This window comes from Flagellimonas ochracea (genome assembly GCF_009903685.1).
In the GTDB taxonomy this organism is placed as follows: Bacteria; Bacteroidota; Bacteroidia; order Flavobacteriales; family Flavobacteriaceae; genus Flagellimonas; species Flagellimonas ochracea.
In genome coordinates, this window is the sequence record NZ_JAAABI010000002.1 from 660,456 (window position 1) to 678,125 (window position 17,670).

The following is a 17,670-nucleotide window of genomic DNA, read 5'->3' on the forward strand; positions in this document are numbered from 1 at the left end:
CCTGAGTGACTCTGTTTTGCCAAAACCGATCTAGTCTTTTATTATTTTATCCTCTGGTAAGGAAATCTCATTGTTTGGTTTGTCGGCTTTGTTGGCATACTTATCATAGTACAAAACAGGAACCGCTTTACCATTAAAGGAAACTTTTTCCAGATTTTCCAAAACATCCTGCCCTCGTCCAGTAACAACAACTCGAGCGTTGGAAGTAGAAAAATATTTTTGTGCCGCTTTTTGGACATCCTCTCTGGTAACCGCTTCAATTCGCTCGAGATACGTTTTATAAAAGTCATCTGGCAGGTCTTCGGTTTCAATATTTAGGGCATAATTGGCCACAGTTTCAGGTTTTTCCAATGCCATCACAAAATTACCAGCGTATTTGGCTTTTGCATTGGCAAGCTCTTCGTCGGAAACCGGCTCTTTGGTTATCCTATCCAATTCGCTTAAAATCTGTACCACTGAACTATCAGTAACCGCATTGCGCACCTGGGCATAGGCACTAAAACGCATGGGGCTGTATTTGTTATCTCTAATGGAAGAATAAGCACCATACGTATAGCCTTTATCCTCCCTAAGGTTTACAAATAATCGAGCTTGAGACCCACCACCTAGTATTCTATTGGCCAAAAGAGCATCCAAATAGTCTTCATCCTTCATTTTAAGTTCCGTGATGTTCTGCACAGTTACTTCGGATTGCACCGCATTGGGCATATCCACAAAGTTAATCTGTGTGTACTGGGCATCACTGGGTTTGGTATAGGTAAACGAGGGAGGCACCGCTTTGGACCAGGGGGTAAAAGCCTTGGTTACCAGTTCTTTTACATTATCAAATTCCACATCCCCAATAACCACAAGGTAGGCATTGGCCGGAACAAAATAATTGCGGTAATGTTGCTCAACATCCATCAAAGCGACGTTGTTCACGGTTTCCTCAGAAGTGATTTGTCCGTAGGGATGTTTTTTTCCATATGCAAGTGCCAACTCAACACGGTTTGCAATGGCCGACACATCCTTTTCCTCTGACTTTATGTTTGTAAGAAGCTTGTCTTTTTCCTTTTCAAATTCTTCCTGTGTGAAATTGGGATTCAATGCTGCATCGGCCATTAGTTCCAAGATTCTTGGAAAGTATTTGGAAAGACAACTGGCGGAAGCGCTCTGCGCTCCAATGTTGATTGATGCACCCAGAAAATCCACTTCTTCATAAAAATCGTCTTTGGGAATGGAGGTAGAGCCCTTGCCCAACAAACTTGAAGTTAGGGAGCCAACTCCTGCCTTATCTCCCTCAAAAATAGGCGGATTATCAATCATCAATTGTATGCGCACACGCGGGAGTTTGTGGTTTTCGACCACCATGACCTTCAATCCATTGTTTAGTTCAAAACGTTCAGGTTCCTGAAGATTTATCTCTGGAGCTGGTCCGGGTGTGGGTTGTTTGGTCCTATCAATCTGGGCCAATGAAATTGACGTAAAAAATGATAGTGCGATCAGCAGAAAATATTGTTTCATCTTAATTGGCATCTTTTTGTTCTGGCAGATATTCTAGTTCTACCCGTTGGTTTACTTTTAAATATTTTTTGGCTACTTCCCTTATTTCTTCACGGGTTATTGATCGATAAATTCCAAGTTCTTCATTGATGAGGTTGGTATTGTCCCTGAGCATATAGTTTTCTGCCAGTGAATTTGCTATACCAGAAATACTGCTATTGGCGTTCACAAACCGGTTCTCGAACTTGTTCAGCAATTTTTGGTAATCCTTTTCTGAAATCAAATCGGTCTGGACTTTTAAAATTTCCGCATCTATTTCGTCTTTGATTTCTTGAATGGAATTGTCACCTACCGGAAGGCCACCAACAATGTAGGAACTGTAATCCTCTGCATCTATAGGGACCGAGAATATTTGGAGGGCAATTTTCTTTTCGTCCACCAGTTTTTTGTACAACTTGGAACTTTCACCGTCACTGAGGTAGGTGGATATCATGTTGATCACATAGGCATCCCTTTCCGCCTGCCCCGGGGTTCTGTAAGCCAATAGAATGGCCGGAATTTGGATATTCGGATCATGGTACTTTGCCATTATGGTGTTGGAAATGGGCTCCTCCCTTATTTCAGTTCTATCTATACTGGCACCTCGGGGAATGGGGCCAAAATAATCGGCTACCATTTTTTTGGTCTTTTCTTTATCAATGTCGCCGGCAACCACCAATACGGCATTATTCGGTACGTAATACGTTTTGTTGAATTTCTTGAAATCATCCAAAGTAGCACTGGCCAGGTGATCTAAAGAACCTATTACACCCCATCGGTAGGGATGTTTTTCATAAAGGTTTTTCAGTAGCTGTTCAAAGAAAGCACCATAGGGAGAATTGTCGACACGCAGACGACGCTCTTCCTGTACCACTTCTTTTTGGGTGTTGACCCCAATTTCTCCAATTATGGGGTGCATCATCCTTTCCGATTCTAACCAAAGTCCGACCTCCAAACTGTTTGATGGAAATGTCTCATAATAGTAGGTTCGGTCCAAAAATGTATTTGCATTGCCACTTCCACCATTGGAAGATACTATTTTGTCCCACTCGCCTCGATCAATATTTTTGGTTCCTTCAAACAAAAGATGTTCAAAAAAATGGGCAAATCCTGTTTTGTCCGGATCTTCATCTTTGCTACCCACATGGTACATAACCGCAGTGGTTACTACTGGGGCGCTATTGTCCTGATGTAGGATTACGTGCAGGCCATTGTCCAGGTCGTACTCTTCAAAGGTCACTTCTTGAGCTATCAGAAAATTAAGACTGACTAAGAGTACAAGTGCCAAAAGCAGATGTCTTTTCATATTATTAAATTTTACTAGGGTGCAAGTTTAAGGTTAGTAAGCGTTTTTTGATTGATGTTACACTAATATAGGATAAAATTTGAAAGTGCATTGTAAGATGGAAAGTCTTTAGAAAGAAACTATGTATAATTCGCAAACATTTGGTAAATTAAGCCATCGTTCATAACCTTGACAAATGAAAAATTTGACTTTGCCCATCCGTTTCGGAATAGTTACAAGTGCTGTGCTCATTGCCTATTTTTTAATTCTTTCACTAATGGGCAAGCATACCAATGTATTTTATAGCCTTTTTAATGGTGTGATTACTGGTTTTGGAATTTATGAGACCATAAAGTACACCAAAATCAAACTGGCCAAAGAGTTCAGTTATGGAAAAGGATTCACGGCAGGTGTGACCACAGGATTTATAGCTACGCTCTTGTTTACCATTTTCTTTGCTTTGTACAGTACTGAACTGAACAGTAACTTCTTGACCGACCTTTCTGAGGCATGGGCGAAGGACTTTAATCATTTTGAGGCTATTGTGTTTTTTACTGTTGCGATAATGGGTTTTGCCACTACCTTGGTTTTGACACTTTCCTTCATGCAGCTCTTCAAAACCTCCAATAACCCTAAAAAATAATACCCTTATTGCCTAAATTATACTTGTAGATTAAGGATTTAGCAGTATATTTGCACCCGCTAATTTTTGGAAAAGCGACAATATTTTAAATCTAATAAACGCATTATGTACGCAATTGTAGAGATGGCAGGGCAGCAATTTAAGGTTGCGAAAGACCAGAAAGTGTACGTTCACCGTTTGCAGACCGAGGAAGGAAAAAAAGTCACTTTTGACAAGGTTCTTCTTTTGGAAGATGGTGGAAACGTTACTGTAGGCGCCCCGGTCATAGAAGGTGCGGCCGTTGAGGCCAAAGTGGTAAAACACCTAAAAGGAGATAAGGTTATCGTCTTCAAAAAGAAAAGACGTAAGGGATACCGCAAGAAAAACGGTCATAGACAATTCTTGACCGAAATTGTTGTGGAAAGCATTGTTGCCAAAGGAGGTAAAAAAGCGGCACCGGCAAAAGTCAAAGCTGAAAAGCCCGCTGCAGAAACCAAAAAGGCTTCTGAACCAAAGGCAGCCCCTAAAAAAGCAACCCCCAAAAAATCAGCTCCCAAAGCTACAGAGGACTTAAGCTCCAAAACTGTGGCCGAATTGAAGGAAATGGCAAAAGCAAAGGGAATTTCTGGAATCTCTTCCATGAAGAAAGCCGAGTTGATAGAAGCGCTAAGTAAATAAGAAAAGAACTAAAAATTATATATCATGGCACATAAGAAAGGTGTAGGTAGTTCAAAAAACGGTAGAGAATCAGAATCGAAACGCTTGGGCGTTAAGATTTTTGGTGGACAAGCTGCTGTTGCTGGTAATATCATCGTAAGACAACGTGGTACCAAGCATAATCCTGGTGAAAATGTTTACGCCGGAAAAGACCATACATTACATGCCAAAGTTGATGGTCTTGTAAAATTTGAAAAGAAAGCTGGTGGAAAATCTTTTGTTTCCATCGAACCTTTTGAAGCGTAAGAAAAACTTTTAAATAGAACAAAAACTCCACCCCAGCGGTGGAGTTTTTGTTTTTAGCACTAAAACGTAATTTTCCTTTTTCTTGCTGTAATTTCCCAAGAATCGGTTTTTACTCCATTTTCAATAACGGAAACCTCATCATGTAGGTTGATAGTGGGGCAAATGTGGTAAGGAACACCATAGAGGACACTACCAACTTTCAAAGAATGCCAATCGGCCACTTTAAGCACGCCATGTTCCTCGCTTTGTGAAAGCAGTTCATAGTTGTCCAGATTGAGAAACTTTACCCGCTTGTCAATCGGATTTTCGGAAGCCACTGATTTATGGCCTAAATCTACCGTAACAATCTCTTCCGTAGGTTTTGAGATAATCCGGGTTACCAATAAGGCCGCATATTTGAAGTTCTGTTCAGTCAGTTTTTCTCCGTAACCCCAGTCCCAAAGCACACAGGTCCCTGGGCTAGTAATCCTGTTTTCTTGTTTTAAGTGGGAAGTAAATGAAGGAGTTCCTCCACAAATCATTTTTATATCTGGATGTTTCTCCCTTAAAGTATCAAAGTATGCGCTTACCTCTTCCAGACCTTTTTCAATTTTTTGGTTTCGTATGGAAAAATTATTGTCTCGAAGATGGCCATCATATACGTGCAACCCATTAAACTTTAGAGCATCACAGGTTTCAATAAAAGCTGCCAGCTTATCTAGACCAGCACCTACTTTGATTCCGGAACGATTCATACCATTATTGATGTCGATATAAACAGATACATTTAATCCTTTATCCAAGGCTTTTGTGTTCAATGATCGAGTTGTGTCTACATCATCCAAAATGGTTGCAAATTGAGTGTCCGGAAAATGCGCAATAAGCTTCAGAAAGCGGTCTATCTTAGGCCCTACCAATTGATGGGCAATCAATACGCTCTCGGCACCGGCATTAGAAGCCATTTCGGCTTCGGCAATCGTGGAAGCTTTAAAATTGGAAATACCAGAATCCAACAATTGTCGCATTACCATGGGCATTTTGTTGGTCTTTACATGCGGCATCAATCGGGATGCATCCCCACCGATTAGGGAAAGCATTTCTTTTATGTTGTATTTAAGATAGTCCAAATACAGAACTATTGAGGGGGAGTCAACAATTTCTATGTTTTCAATTTTAAACCAGTCAGGGCTCATACTTCTTTTTTTATAGTTACCCAATGTAAGCATTTCACCAATTAAAGGAAACTAAATACTTCGTTCAAACTTCGGTTGGATAGAGCAAAAAACTGTTTAGATCTTTTTGTAGCTTTAAAAACATTAACCATAAATCTTTACATGATGAAAAAAGCAATTAGTTGTTTACTACTATGCAGTGCGATTTTGTTCTCCAGCTGTTTGGGATCTTTTCGTGCTTTTAACAATTTGAAGGATTGGAACCAAGGGCTGACTGACAGTAAGTTTTTGGACAACCTTATTTTCTGGGGATTGTGGATTGTTCCTGTTTACGAGCTATTTTTCCTTGGAGATGCCATAATTTTTAATGTGATTGAATTTTGGTCTGGGTCCAATCCGATTGCCATGAAACCGGGTGAGTCCGAAACTCAGATGGTGGAACACGAGGGTAACACCTTTAAAATGGTGGCCACAAAAAATCGTGTACAGATTGCTGTGGTCGATGGGCCCAAAAAAGGAAAAAAACTGGATTTGGTTTACAAGCCTGATGAAAAATCATGGAATGCTATCCGTCCTAATGGTGAAATAATCAAATTATCCTCCTTCGAGGAAGGATTTTACATTGTATACATGCCCAATGGGGAACAAATAAAGATTGACCCATTAAAAACTAGAGAAGAAGGATTGGCTATCTTACAACAGAGCAAAACCTGCTATTATTCCGAAGGGATTTTGGCAGCGGATTGAGCCTGCCCACAGATTAACGAATCAAAGACCCATGGTACCCGCCATGGGTTTGTTGTTTATAAATGTGTGTTAGGTGTTTAGAGTCAATAACAAAGTTGGTTTAAAAGATGTCCATGAATGTAACAAAAAAAAGTTTTCGACTACCAATGGTAGTCGGAGACTTTGTTCTCTGTAATTTTAGTACTATTTAAATTGTAAGCAATGATTAAAAAGTTTGGACTTTTCGCTGTTGCCCTCGCAACAATCCTCTCCTGTGGCACCAAAAACCTGATCAATGATCTGGCAACGGACAACCCCATAAATGCCCAAATGGACTTGGTCAATATTCAAGACGACAAGGTCGATGTGACCATTGACCCTGGTAGGTTTGTTCAAGATACGGTAACCTATAGATTGCCAAGAGTGGTCCAGGGTACCTATGCTGTTTCTGATTTTGGAAAATATGTGGAAGCATTTAAAGCCTATGATTATGACGGCAATGAATTACAGGTCAGCAAGATGGACACCAATACGTGGATTCTCACGAACGCCAAGAATTTGGATAAAATCGCGTATGCCGTAAACGATACTTTTGATCAGGAAGTAGAAGGGGGTATCGGAGAGGAAGTGCCCTTTTCGCCATCAGGAACTAACATTGAGCCCAAACAGGTGATGTTGAATCTTCATGGTTTTGTGGGTTATTTTGATGAACTGCGGAACAATTCCTATAAGATAGATATCACTTCCCCTACCGACTTTAATTATACTTCACCGCTGCAAGAAATAAATTCAGGACAAAGTGAGGATGGGGCCACAAAAACTTCAACATTTTTCGCCTCCCGGTATTTTGAGGTTACCGATAACCCTATGATGTTTGGGGAAACAGAGGTAGAGGAATTTATGGTAGGGAACATCAAAATAGTGTTGAGCGTTTTTTCACCCAACGGGGTGCATAAGGCTTCTGAAATCAAACAAATAATGATTGAAATGATGCAGGCACAGAAAAGATATTTAGGGGATTTGAATAGCACCCCACGTTATGATATTCTGGTGTATTTGTCAGATACTGAAAAGGCGGATTCGCCAAAGGGTTTTGGAGCGTTGGAGCACCATACCTCAACAGTGGTGGTTCTTCCGGAGCAAATGCAACCCGAGGCTTTGGCCGAATCTATGATTGATGTGGTTGCCCATGAATTTTTTCATATCGTTACGCCCCTGTCAGTACATTCTGAAGACGTGCATTATTTTGACTATAACGACCCCACCTTTAGCAAACACTTATGGCTTTATGAAGGTGTAACAGAATATTTTGCACAGCACTTTCAGGTATATGAAGGGCTTATTGACCGAGATGAGTTCTATGTCCGTACCATGGAGAAAATCAACACATCAAAATCCAACTATGACGATACCATGAGCTTTACGCAAATGAGCGAAAACATTTTGGAAAATCCATACAAGGACAACTATGCCAATGTCTATATGAAAGGGGCCTTGATAGGCATGTGCATTGATATTTTGATGCGAGAGAACAGTGAAGGCCAGCGAAGTCTTCGTTCATTATTGGGTGAGCTTTCTGTTAAATATGGTAAAAACAAGCCTTTTGAAGATGATAATTTGATTGATGAAATCACCAAAATGACTTATCCGGAAGTTGGTGAGTTTTTTGACACCCATGTAGTGGGAACCACGCCAATTGATTATGACAAAATATTTGAAAAAGTAGGACTTTATTTTGCCGAGGCCGAGGTAGAGACCAGCTACATTCAAAATGCCGGCAATATTATTGTAGGAGCAGATCCCATAAAAAGAGCTATAAAGTTCAACGAACTTGTGGCCAACAACAGTTTCTGGAATGACAATGGGGCCAAGGCAGAGGATGTCTTCAAATCCATTAATGGAACCGAAGTGAGTTTGGCGAATGCGAACCAAGTTTTTGGTGATATGTTTTCATGGAAACCCGGCAAAGAAGTTGAAGTGGTTCTATTACGGGGAGATGAAGAAATTATGATAAAAACAACAACAACGCCCTCCTTTACCAAGGCCATTACCTTGTTGGAAAACCCAAATGCTACTGAAGCTCAAAAAGAGTTGCGCAAAGCTTGGTTAAAAGGATAGTATGGAACCTTTGAAAAATAAAAGCCCCGGTTACAAAACCGGGGCTTTTATTTTGGGTTGTACGACTATAATCTAATACCTATAATATTCAGGCTTATAAGGCCCTTCAACGGTGACGCCGATATACTCAGCTTGGTCTTGCTTCAGTTCGGTCAACTCAGCCCCAAGGCGCGACAAATGTAGCTTTGCCACTTTTTCGTCCAAGTGTTTGGGCAAGGTATACACCTTGTTTTCGTAGTTGTCATTGTGGTTCCAAAGCTCAATTTGGGCCAAGGTTTGGTTAGTGAACGAGTTGCTCATTACAAAACTCGGATGGCCCGTGGCACAACCCAAATTGACCAAACGACCTTCAGCCAGAACGACCAAATCTTTTCCTTCAATCGTGTATTTGTCCACTTGGGGTTTTATTTCATCCTTGGTATCGCCGTAGGCATCATTTAACCAAGCCATATCAATTTCATTGTCAAAATGCCCAATGTTACAAACAATAGCTTTGTCTTTCATGGCCCGGAAATGTTCTTCACGAATGATGTCCTTATTTCCTGTAGCCGTAATCACGATATCGGCCTTTTGGACCACGGATTCCAATTTTTTCACTTCAAAACCATCCATACACGCCTGTAATGCACAAATAGGGTCTATTTCGGTAACTGTGACAATGGCTCCGGCTCCACGGAAAGATGCTGCAGTTCCTTTGCCCACATCACCATATCCGGCAACTACTACCTGCTTTCCGGCCAGCATAGTGTCCGTGGCCCTTCGAATGGCATCCACAGCGCTCTCACGGCATCCGTATTTGTTATCAAACTTGGACTTGGTCACAGAATCGTTCACGTTGATGGCTGGCATGGGCAAGGTTCCATTTTTAAAACGCTCATACAAACGATGTACGCCGGTAGTGGTCTCTTCAGAAAGTCCCCTTATCCCAGCTGTTAATTCTGGATATTTGTCCAAAACCATGTTAGTGAGATCACCACCGTCATCCAAAATCATGTTCAGCGGTTTTTTGTCTTCTCCAAAAAATAAGGTTTGTTCAATGCACCAATCAAACTCCTCCTCGGTCATTCCCTTCCATGCATAAACAGGAATGCCAGCATCAGCAATAGCCGCCGCCGCATGGTCTTGGGTGGAAAAAATGTTGCAGGAGCTCCAGGTGACTTCGGCGCCAAGGGCAACTAGGGTTTCTATCAAAACAGCGGTCTGTATGGTCATATGCAGGCAGCCCGCAATCCGTGCTCCTTTTAGGGGCTGTTCTTGTCCATACTCTTCTCGCAAGGCCATAAGTCCTGGCATTTCCGCCTCGGCCAATTCAATCTCTTTTCGTCCCCAAGCCGCTAGGGAAATATCCTTAACCTTATAAGGTACATATGAAATTGTCTTTGTGCTCATACTCTATCTAATTTTACTTTTGTAGCTTCGCTTTATAGCGGAGCAAAGATACGAAATCACTTAGTTTAGTCGTGCCCATTTACAAAACCATAACAGTTTCCCCCACTACTTCGGTCTATATCTGGAAAGTCACAGAAAGAGAAGACGTGTTGTCTGACGGAATAGTGCTCACACCGCATTGCCAAAATCGGATGGATGGGATGAAATCTGAAACACACCGTAGAGGATTTTTGAGCATACGGCACTTAATGGCGGAGGCCGGTTACGTTGATAGTGACCTTTTTTATGATGATTTTGGAAAGCCCCATTTAAAAGATGGTAAATATATCTCCATTACCCATTCCCATAACTTTACGGGAATTATTGTGAGCAGTACCGATGAGGTGGGCATTGATATTGAGATGCAAAGGGAAAAGATTCTTCGTATCGCCAACAAGTTCACCCCTTTGGAAGAATATCGTACGTTGGCCAACACGGAGGCCGTAATTCGCAAATTGACCATTGTTTGGGGAGCCAAGGAGTCGCTGTACAAAATTTATGCTCAGCAAGGCCTTAGTTTTTTAAGACACATTAATATCATCGATTTTGCATTTGATGATGCACGCACGCTGGGTGAAATCTTGTATAAAGGGCGAAAAACGTACTACGAAATCGAGTTTTTGGAATTTGAGGGCTTTACTTGTGTCTTTGCCCTTAAAATGTTGGATGGTGGGCAGCAGTCTTTTTAGTAGTTTTGCCGGACAAAAGCCGCATAGCCCATGAATATATCCGTTGAGCTCACTTTGACCCCTCTTAAAGATGATTTTGAACCTCCCATCATTGATTTTATAAATAAATTACGGGCTTCAGGACTAACAATACTGGAAAACCCTTTGAGCACACAGATTTATGGGGACTACGATACTGTTATGGAACTGCTTCAATCAGAAATTAAACAAACCTTTTACAGACTGGAACATGTGGTTCTGACCATGAAGATTGTAAAATCGGATAGAAGCAAATATGAGCCCCATTTTTGAGTTTTTTTTAGGACCGTATCAAGAAAGGGAACTTTCTTTGATCATATTGGAGGCTACTGCTTTTTTCTTTGGAATAGCTAGCGTCATTTACGCTAAAAAGGAGGACATAATGGTATATCCCACCGGATTGGTCGCTACGGCAATTACCACTTATATTTTCTTTATTGACCGACTTTTGGGGGACATGATGATGAATTTCTACTTTTCCATCATGAGCATATATGGCTGGTGGAATTGGGCGCGTAGAAAACAAAATAGGGAGTTGGTGGTGCACATTTCAAGAACCAATGCCCGAGAAAAATGGATTGGTTTAGGTTTGTTCTTGGTTACAATATTCGTCACCTATGCTGTTTACAAAGGTTTTGGAGCAGAAATTGCCCCTACCAACTACGTTGACATCTTTACATCGGGCATCTTTTTTACCGCTATGTGGTACATGGCCAACAAAAAACTGGAAAATTGGACGCTTTGGATATTGGGAGACCTGATCACCGTACCTCTATATGCTTATCGGGGGTGGGGGATGTTTTCATTACAGTACCTCATTTTTACTATATTGGCTGTTCAGGGATATTTGGTATGGAAGAAAAGCTTGGTCAAGAGCCCTCAAACCTCATAAAAATTGTACTCTTCGGACCCGAGTCCACAGGCAAGACTACCTTGGCCAAGGACTTGGCAGAACACTACCATACCCAATGGGTGCCCGAATACGCACGTCAGTATCTACAAGATAAATGGGACCGGGAACAAAAAACCTGTGAGCCCCATGATTTATTGCCCATAGCCTACGGTCAAATGAATCTGGAAAACCAATTGTCCAAAAAAGCTAAAAATGTACTCATTTGTGATACAGACTTATTGGAGACCAAGGTATATTCCGAAGCCTATTATTTGGGATATTGTAATCCAGTTTTAGAGAAGTATGCCCTGCACAACCAATATGGCCTTTATCTACTTACTTATATCGATACACCTTGGGAAAAAGATGACCTTCGTGACAAGCCACATGAACGTGAACGGATGTTCAAGTATTTTAAAGATACCTTAAAGAAATACAATCGGAATTTTGTTATCTTAAAAGGGGATAAAAGGGCCCGGTTTAGAACAGCCGTAAAACACATAGATAAATTGCTGAAAAACATGATAGACTTAAGTCCAAAAGACTTGGAACAACTAAAAGATAAAGGAATTTCAAAAGAAAAAGTAGCGAATCAGATTCAAACCTTTAAGGAAGGAATCCCTTTTGTCAATTTGGTGAAACCGGCCGTGGTGTCGGATGGAATTCTTAGATTCTCTGAAGAGGAGGAGAAAGAATTGGCGCACTATTTTGAGCGTAATCAAGGTAATTTGAACCTGCTCAAGTTTGTACCAGCCTCCGGAGCTGCATCACGGATGTTTAAGGCCATGTTCAATTTTTTGGACACCTATGATTCAGATGAAGAAACTCTGGCCGATTACATAGAGCGCACAGGCGACAAAGATGTAAAGCAGTTTACGGGAAGCATGCATCAACTTCCTTTTTACGACCTCATCATGGAGAGAATAGCTGGCAAAGCATCCAGCAAAGATGAAGAGGCCTATCTATTTGTGAAAGAAATGTTGATGGAGGATGGGTTGAACTATGGCTTTTTTCCGAAAGGGCTGCTGCCCTTTCACCGCTATAAAGATGGCAGCGCAACCCCTTTTGAAGAACACCTAAAAGAAGCCGCACTATATGCAAAGACCAACGGCAATGCACATCTTCATTTTACCGTTTCCGAACAGCATGATGACATGTTCAAAGAAGAAGAATCCAGAGTTTCCCCAAAGATTGCATCCTCTACTGACACTTCCTTTCATATAACATATTCCAATCAAAAACCATCTACAGATACAATTGCAGTAGATATGGAAAACAAACCATTCAAGAACAATGATGGCTCTATTCTTTTTCGGCCTGGGGGACACGGGGCCCTGATTGAAAACCTAAATGATCAAGATGCCGACATCATCTTCATTAAAAATATAGATAATGTGGTAATCGAGCAGAATCTTGAAAAAGTGTCCAACAGCAAAAAAATGCTGGCAGGGGTGCTTAAAAAAGTGCAGGATAAAGCGTTTGCATATGCTAAACTTTTGGAAAAAGGTGAAATCTCATCGGATAAGGCCAATATGATAAAAACCTTTTTGGAAAAGGAGTTGAATGTTAGATTTCCAGACCATTATGCAAGCTTATCAGCTGAAGAACAGTCTGCTTTTCTAAACAAAAGCATAGATAGGCCTATAAGAATCTGTGGGATGGTCAAAAACGAAGGGGAACCTGGTGGTGGACCATTTTGGGTCACAGATTCCGAGGGCAAAGTTTCCCTTCAAATCATTGAATCGGCACAAGTTGATATGTCCAATGCAGAACAAGCGGGCATATTTAAAAATTCTACCCATTTTAATCCCGTGGACATTGTTTGTGGGGTGAAAAATCACAAAGGAGAAAAGTTCGACCTTTTGCACTTCGTGGATACCAAACAAGGATTTATTACGGGCAAGACCAAAGAGGGCAAAGAACTCAAGGCTCTGGAACTTCCCGGACTTTGGAACGGTGCCATGGCCTACTGGAACACCATTTTTGTGGAAGTGCCCTTGATTACCTTTAATCCGGTGAAGACAGTAAACGACCTCTTGAAACCTACCCACCAAGTTTAATTTGCGACAAATAGTGCATTGCTTTTTCTGTTGAAACAATGTTACTTTGATTATGAAATATTAATGGTAGGTGCTACCTTTGCACTATCTCAAAGGGGTGCTTTTGAAAAAAGGCTGAGATTATACCCAATGAACCTGGGCGGGTAATGCCGCCAAGGGAATGCGCAAAGCGCATCTTGGAATTCTAAGTTTCTTTAGAAACAAAAATCAAATAGCAACAAGAATAATGGCCCCTTTTATTCGTAAAAATTTTACGAATGAAACTGCTCTATTCAATTATTCATTACAAGACCGTTGAACCAAAAAGCGGAGTAAGGCGACCAAAAAATTATGCGATAAACAATCGCGTTAAAACTATTTCCACAACGATTGTTTTTCTTGGCTTGGCCCTTGCGATGCATTCCCAAGAAGAGTCAAAGGATTCTCTGGAAAACAGAAAAATCATATTGGACGAGGTATTGGTCCAGGCCATTCGGGTGACCAAGGAATTTCCCATTACATTTTCCAACCTGGAAAATGAGGAAATCGCTCCAAGGAATCTGGGACAGGATATTCCAATTTTGATGAACTATATGCCTGCGGTGGTAACCACCTCGGACGCTGGTTCTGGAGTGGGCTATACTGGAATTCGAGTACGGGGAAGCGATGCCACACGGGTAAATGTCACCATCAATGGAATCCCTTATAACGATGCCGAATCCCAAGGTACGTTTTGGGTAAACATGCCGGATTTCGCTTCCTCAACCCAAAGCCTTCAATTACAGCGGGGTGTTGGCACGTCCACCAATGGTGCAGGAGCCTTTGGGGCCAGTTTGAACCTTTTGACCGATGCCTTCTCCGAAGAAGCATATGGGCAAATATCAACTTCCATGGGGAGCTTCAATACACTGCGCAACAATGTAAAGTTCAGCACAGGTATCCTCAATAACCATTTTGAACTCTCTGGAAGGCTGTCAAGAATTACATCCGACGGCTATATTGATCGGGCGAGCTCCGAATTGGACAGCTATTTCCTGCAGGGAGTATACAAAGATGACAATACACTTGTCAAAGCATTGCTTTTTGGAGGTCATGAAATTACGTATCAATCTTGGTTTGGTATCGATGCCGAGACCTTAGAAACAAACAGGACCTTTAATCCAGCGGGTATCTTTACCGATGATAATGGAAATACCCAATTCTATGACAAGGAAGAGGACAACTATAAACAAGACCATTTTCAGTTGCATTGGAACGAGAATATCAATGAATATTGGAACACCAATTTGGCCCTCCATTACACAAAGGGGAGAGGATATTTTGAGCAATTTCGAGAAGATGATGACTTTGAAACCTACAGTTTTGAACCCATAAACGTGAATGGGGAAGAGGTAAACACCACAGATTTGATACGAAGGAGATGGTTGGACAATGATTTTTACGGTGTTGTTTTTTCCGCAATCTACGACAAAGGAAACCTCAAATTAATTCCCGGTGGAGGGTACAATGTTTATGAAGGGGACCACTTTGGAGAAGTAATCTGGGCTCGTTTTGCCACTGATAGCCAAATTCGGGACAGGTACTACGATGACAACTCCAGAAAAACAGATTTAAATGTTTATGTAAAGGCAAATTATCAATTGGCTCAAAAGTGGTCTCTTTTTGGGGACTTACAATACCGCGGAGTAGCCTATCAAGCCAATGGCGAAGATACTGGTTTGGTGGATGACACATTCAATTTCTTTAACCCTAAGGCTGGGGTCACTTTTGATTTAAACCGAAACAACAATCTATATTTTTCCTATGCCAGGGCAAACCGGGAACCTAACAGAAACGACTATGAAAATGGAAATCCCAAACCTGAGCGACTAAACGATTTTGAGTTGGGGTGGCGTTATGTATCGCCAGATTTTCAGGTAAACACCAATGTATACTATATGCGGTACAAAGACCAACTGGTGCTAACGGGTGAGTTGAACGATGTTGGGGCACCTCTGCGTGCCAATGTAGGGGACAGTTACCGATTAGGATTGGAAGTGGATGCTAATGTTGATTTGGGTGACAAATGGTCAATTCGTTCTAATATTGCGTTGAGCGATAACAAAAACATCGATTTTGTCTTCCAAAGGGATGGCGAACTACAGAATCTAGGCGACACCCGTATTGCCTATTCGCCTCAAGTTGTGGCTGGAAACATCTTATCTTTTCAGCCCAATCAAAAACTTCAGTTGTCCCTGCTGTCCAAATTTGTGGGCAAGCAGTATATGGGAAATATTGACTCAGAGGTTTCCGTTTTGGACAGCTATTCACAAACCGATTTTAATGTGCAATACGAACTGCAGACTAACTCCTTCATTAAAAGTATTGTACTTTCTGGCTTGGTCAATAACATATTTGATGCGGATATAGTCTCTAACGGATACTTTTTTACTTTTGACGACGATTTTACCAATCCGGGAACGGTGACCACCATTGAAGGTGCAGGCTTTTATCCCCAAGCGGGAATCAATTTTTTGGTAGGTGCGACATTCAATTTTTAAGACAAACCACAACAATTATAGGGGATTCTTTACTTTTAACCTGTGATGGAATCCCCTTTATCTTTTTCGGGAATAAATCCCTTACGTTGGGGCGTGATTGGCTGCGGAAGTGTTGCCGAGAAAAAGAGTGTCCCCGCCTATCAAATCACATCTGGATTTGAAGTACGCATGGTAATGCGGAGAAACGCCAAAAAGGCTCAAGACTATGCCAGAAGGCACAATGTTCCCAACTGGACAGCAAATGCAAAAGAAGTAATTGAAAACCCAGAAATTGATGCGGTTTATATTGCTACACCTCCCGATTCCCACAAATTGTATGCATTACAAGTGGCGGCCAAGGGCAAACCTTGCTGCATAGAAAAACCCATGGCCCCAAGTTTTAAGGATAGTCTCGAAATTTTTGAGGCTTTCCAAAAAAGGGATATTCCTCTTTTTATCTCCTATTATAGAAGGTCGCTGCCCCGGTTTCTTAAAATAAAGCAGTGGTTGAAAGAAAGACAAATAGGCGATGTAGAGCATATTCATTGGAAAAAGACCAAACCACCGAACGAGGTAGATTTTTCAGGAAAATATAACTGGCGAACGGATGGGCAAGTTGCAATGGGAGGATATTTTGATGATTTGGCCAGCCATGGATTGGATTTATTCATTTTCTTACTGGGAGACATTATTGAAGCCCATGGAGAAGCGACCAATCAACTAGGATTGTACACTGCTTTTGATCTAGTTTCCGGCTCTTGGAAGCATAAGAACGGAATAATGGGTAAAGGAGTTTGGGACTTTACCAGTAATGATCGTTCAGATGAAGTGGAGATTTTAGGTGCTAAGGGTAGGATCAGTTTTTCGGTGCTGGATGAGGCTCCAATTAGTTTGGAAAACCATAGTGGGATCAAAAAGTTGGATATTCCTAATCCTGAGCATATACAACAATACCATGTGGAGAATATAAAAAGTCATCTTTCAGGATTCAAACCCCATCCATCAATAGGAAAAACTGGATTGCATACCAGTTGGGTTATGGATAAAATATTGGGCAGGATTTGAACAATCAATTGGAAATTGTTACTGTACTTCCACTTTGGGTAGCCCTGTAGAAAAGCAAGTCGTAATACCTATTGCCATCATTTGGCCTATCCAGCTGTTGTCCTGTAAAAAGGCTATAAGTGTAGCCCTCACAATCACAGACTACGGTTTGGCCCTCAATGTTCATTGTGGAACAACTGTTAGGGGCATGGTTGGGGCAACTGGCCTCAAAAGCCACAAATTGCGTTCCGCTCAAACCGGCTTTCATTACAAATGCACCGCGAGTACCTACACCGTTGTTGCCCACATATACGGGATTGCCAATGTTGTTCAATCCGCTATACAAAGGAAGGTTCAAATTCAAATCGAACCGAAAACCCACTTCTTGAAGAAAAGGATTTCTATTGGTACTATCTGAACTGCATGAGAATAAAAAAATCAGCAGCACAAAACCATAAAAGCGCCTCATAGCATGTATTTCAAAGGGTTGCAAGAACAAAGTTGAACAAAAAATACCTATCTTTGCGTTAAATCCTCGCAAAAAAACCGTGCAGGTCATGGTAATCGTTGAGGATTTTTTGTATTTGCCAAATAGTAGTGCATTGAGGGGAATTTTTTTGTTTCCTTCAGTGTTCTTTTGTATTAAAAAATGACG

16 protein-coding genes are annotated in these 17,670 nt (G+C 41.3%); 11 read left to right on the forward strand and 5 right to left on the reverse strand.

Annotated features, from left to right (window positions below; translation table 11 throughout):
• Positions 1-30 precede the first annotated feature (30 nt).
• The gene (locus GTQ34_RS08600) at positions 31-1,503 is read right to left on the reverse strand and encodes a M16 family metallopeptidase (protein WP_166523363.1); all 1,473 of its coding nucleotides are present in this window, start codon (positions 1,501-1,503) and stop codon (positions 31-33) included.
• Between the two features lies 1 nt (position 1,504).
• The gene (locus tag GTQ34_RS08605; protein WP_166523364.1) at positions 1,505-2,827 is read right to left on the reverse strand and encodes a M16 family metallopeptidase; all 1,323 of its coding nucleotides are present in this window, start codon (positions 2,825-2,827) and stop codon (positions 1,505-1,507) included.
• A 175-nt stretch (positions 2,828-3,002) separates the two neighbouring features.
• Between GTQ34_RS08605 and GTQ34_RS08610 the strand changes: the two genes are divergently transcribed.
• From GTQ34_RS08610 to rpmA, 3 genes are all read left to right on the forward strand, one after another.
• Positions 3,003-3,449, forward strand: a complete 447-nt coding sequence (locus tag GTQ34_RS08610) for a DUF4199 domain-containing protein (RefSeq protein ID WP_166523365.1) — start codon at positions 3,003-3,005, stop codon at positions 3,447-3,449.
• Positions 3,450-3,554: 105 nt separating this feature from the next.
• Entirely contained in the window at positions 3,555-4,106 is a 552-nt protein-coding gene (rplU, locus tag GTQ34_RS08615; protein WP_166523366.1) for a 50S ribosomal protein L21, read from the forward strand.
• 24 nt (positions 4,107-4,130) lie between these two features.
• Entirely contained in the window at positions 4,131-4,391 is a 261-nt protein-coding gene (gene rpmA, locus GTQ34_RS08620; protein ID WP_166523367.1) for a 50S ribosomal protein L27, read from the forward strand.
• A 59-nt stretch (positions 4,392-4,450) separates the two neighbouring features.
• Here the strand turns inward: rpmA and GTQ34_RS08625 are convergent, their stop codons facing one another.
• Positions 4,451-5,563 carry a D-TA family PLP-dependent enzyme gene (locus tag GTQ34_RS08625; RefSeq protein ID WP_166523368.1) on the reverse strand — a complete coding sequence of 371 codons (1,113 nt, stop codon included), beginning with the start codon at positions 5,561-5,563 and terminating at the stop codon, positions 4,451-4,453.
• A gap of 144 nt (positions 5,564-5,707) precedes the next feature.
• Between GTQ34_RS08625 and GTQ34_RS08630 the strand changes: the two genes are divergently transcribed.
• On the forward strand, positions 5,708-6,289 hold the full coding sequence (locus tag GTQ34_RS08630) for a DUF3332 domain-containing protein (protein ID WP_166523369.1): 582 nt from the start codon (positions 5,708-5,710) through the stop codon (positions 6,287-6,289).
• Positions 6,290-6,490: 201 nt separating this feature from the next.
• Entirely contained in the window at positions 6,491-8,386 is a 1,896-nt protein-coding gene (locus GTQ34_RS08635; RefSeq protein ID WP_166523370.1) for a M61 family metallopeptidase, read from the forward strand.
• A gap of 72 nt (positions 8,387-8,458) precedes the next feature.
• On the opposite strand, the gene ahcY is transcribed toward GTQ34_RS08635, so the two are convergent.
• Positions 8,459-9,775 carry an adenosylhomocysteinase gene (gene ahcY / locus GTQ34_RS08640; RefSeq protein ID WP_166523371.1) on the reverse strand — a complete coding sequence of 439 codons (1,317 nt, stop codon included), beginning with the start codon at positions 9,773-9,775 and terminating at the stop codon, positions 8,459-8,461.
• 71 nt (positions 9,776-9,846) lie between these two features.
• Here ahcY and GTQ34_RS08645 point away from each other — a divergent pair, with 71 nt between their 5' ends.
• The 6 genes from GTQ34_RS08645 to GTQ34_RS08670 all read left to right on the forward strand — a co-directional run bounded on the left by GTQ34_RS08645 (position 9,847) and on the right by GTQ34_RS08670 (position 17,036).
• On the forward strand, positions 9,847-10,503 hold the full coding sequence (locus GTQ34_RS08645; protein WP_166523372.1) for a 4'-phosphopantetheinyl transferase family protein: 657 nt from the start codon (positions 9,847-9,849) through the stop codon (positions 10,501-10,503).
• Positions 10,504-10,533: 30 nt separating this feature from the next.
• Positions 10,534-10,794: a YkoF family thiamine/hydroxymethylpyrimidine-binding protein gene (locus GTQ34_RS08650; protein WP_166523373.1), complete on the forward strand. Its 261-nt coding sequence runs from the start codon at positions 10,534-10,536 to the stop codon at positions 10,792-10,794.
• A complete protein-coding gene (gene pnuC, locus GTQ34_RS08655) occupies positions 10,778-11,413 on the forward strand; it encodes a nicotinamide riboside transporter PnuC (protein ID WP_208103864.1) in 636 nt (211 codons plus the stop codon). Before GTQ34_RS08650 ends, pnuC begins: the two co-directional genes overlap by 17 nt.
• Positions 11,374-13,473, forward strand: a complete 2,100-nt coding sequence (locus tag GTQ34_RS08660; protein WP_166523374.1) for a DUF4301 family protein — start codon at positions 11,374-11,376, stop codon at positions 13,471-13,473. The genes pnuC and GTQ34_RS08660 overlap by 40 nt, the downstream gene beginning before the upstream one ends.
• Before the next feature lie 395 nt (positions 13,474-13,868).
• A complete protein-coding gene (locus tag GTQ34_RS08665; protein WP_235915015.1) occupies positions 13,869-15,992 on the forward strand; it encodes a TonB-dependent receptor in 2,124 nt (707 codons plus the stop codon).
• 45 nt (positions 15,993-16,037) lie between these two features.
• Entirely contained in the window at positions 16,038-17,036 is a 999-nt protein-coding gene (locus tag GTQ34_RS08670; RefSeq protein ID WP_166523376.1) for a Gfo/Idh/MocA family protein, read from the forward strand.
• A gap of 4 nt (positions 17,037-17,040) precedes the next feature.
• Here GTQ34_RS08670 and GTQ34_RS08675 read toward each other — a convergent pair whose 3' ends face one another.
• Positions 17,041-17,484: a Rieske (2Fe-2S) protein gene (locus tag GTQ34_RS08675; protein WP_166523377.1), complete on the reverse strand. Its 444-nt coding sequence runs from the start codon at positions 17,482-17,484 to the stop codon at positions 17,041-17,043.
• Positions 17,485-17,670: the final 186 nt, after the last annotated feature.

Excerpts from the sequence above, each read along its gene's own strand:
- GTQ34_RS08605 (WP_166523364.1), bottom strand. The coding sequence starts at position 2,827 with ATGAAAAGACATCTGCTTTTGGCACTTGTACTCTTAGTCAGTCTTAAT.
- GTQ34_RS08635 (WP_166523370.1), top strand. The coding sequence starts at position 6,491 with ATGATTAAAAAGTTTGGACTTTTCGCTGTTGCCCTCGCAACAATCCTC.
- GTQ34_RS08650 (WP_166523373.1), top strand. The coding sequence starts at position 10,534 with ATGAATATATCCGTTGAGCTCACTTTGACCCCTCTTAAAGATGATTTT.
- GTQ34_RS08610 (WP_166523365.1), top strand. The coding sequence starts at position 3,003 with ATGAAAAATTTGACTTTGCCCATCCGTTTCGGAATAGTTACAAGTGCT.
- GTQ34_RS08600 (WP_166523363.1), bottom strand. The coding sequence starts at position 1,503 with ATGAAACAATATTTTCTGCTGATCGCACTATCATTTTTTACGTCAATT.
- pnuC (WP_208103864.1), top strand. The coding sequence starts at position 10,778 with ATGAGCCCCATTTTTGAGTTTTTTTTAGGACCGTATCAAGAAAGGGAA.
- GTQ34_RS08665 (WP_235915015.1), top strand. The coding sequence starts at position 13,869 with ATGCATTCCCAAGAAGAGTCAAAGGATTCTCTGGAAAACAGAAAAATC.
- GTQ34_RS08675 (WP_166523377.1), bottom strand. The coding sequence starts at position 17,484 with ATGAGGCGCTTTTATGGTTTTGTGCTGCTGATTTTTTTATTCTCATGC.
- GTQ34_RS08670 (WP_166523376.1), top strand. The coding sequence starts at position 16,038 with ATGGAATCCCCTTTATCTTTTTCGGGAATAAATCCCTTACGTTGGGGC.
- ahcY (WP_166523371.1), bottom strand. The coding sequence starts at position 9,775 with ATGAGCACAAAGACAATTTCATATGTACCTTATAAGGTTAAGGATATT.
- GTQ34_RS08630 (WP_166523369.1), top strand. The coding sequence starts at position 5,708 with ATGAAAAAAGCAATTAGTTGTTTACTACTATGCAGTGCGATTTTGTTC.
- GTQ34_RS08625 (WP_166523368.1), bottom strand. The coding sequence starts at position 5,563 with ATGAGCCCTGACTGGTTTAAAATTGAAAACATAGAAATTGTTGACTCC.
- GTQ34_RS08660 (WP_166523374.1), top strand. The coding sequence starts at position 11,374 with ATGGAAGAAAAGCTTGGTCAAGAGCCCTCAAACCTCATAAAAATTGTA.
- rpmA (WP_166523367.1), top strand. The coding sequence starts at position 4,131 with ATGGCACATAAGAAAGGTGTAGGTAGTTCAAAAAACGGTAGAGAATCA.
- rplU (WP_166523366.1), top strand. The coding sequence starts at position 3,555 with ATGTACGCAATTGTAGAGATGGCAGGGCAGCAATTTAAGGTTGCGAAA.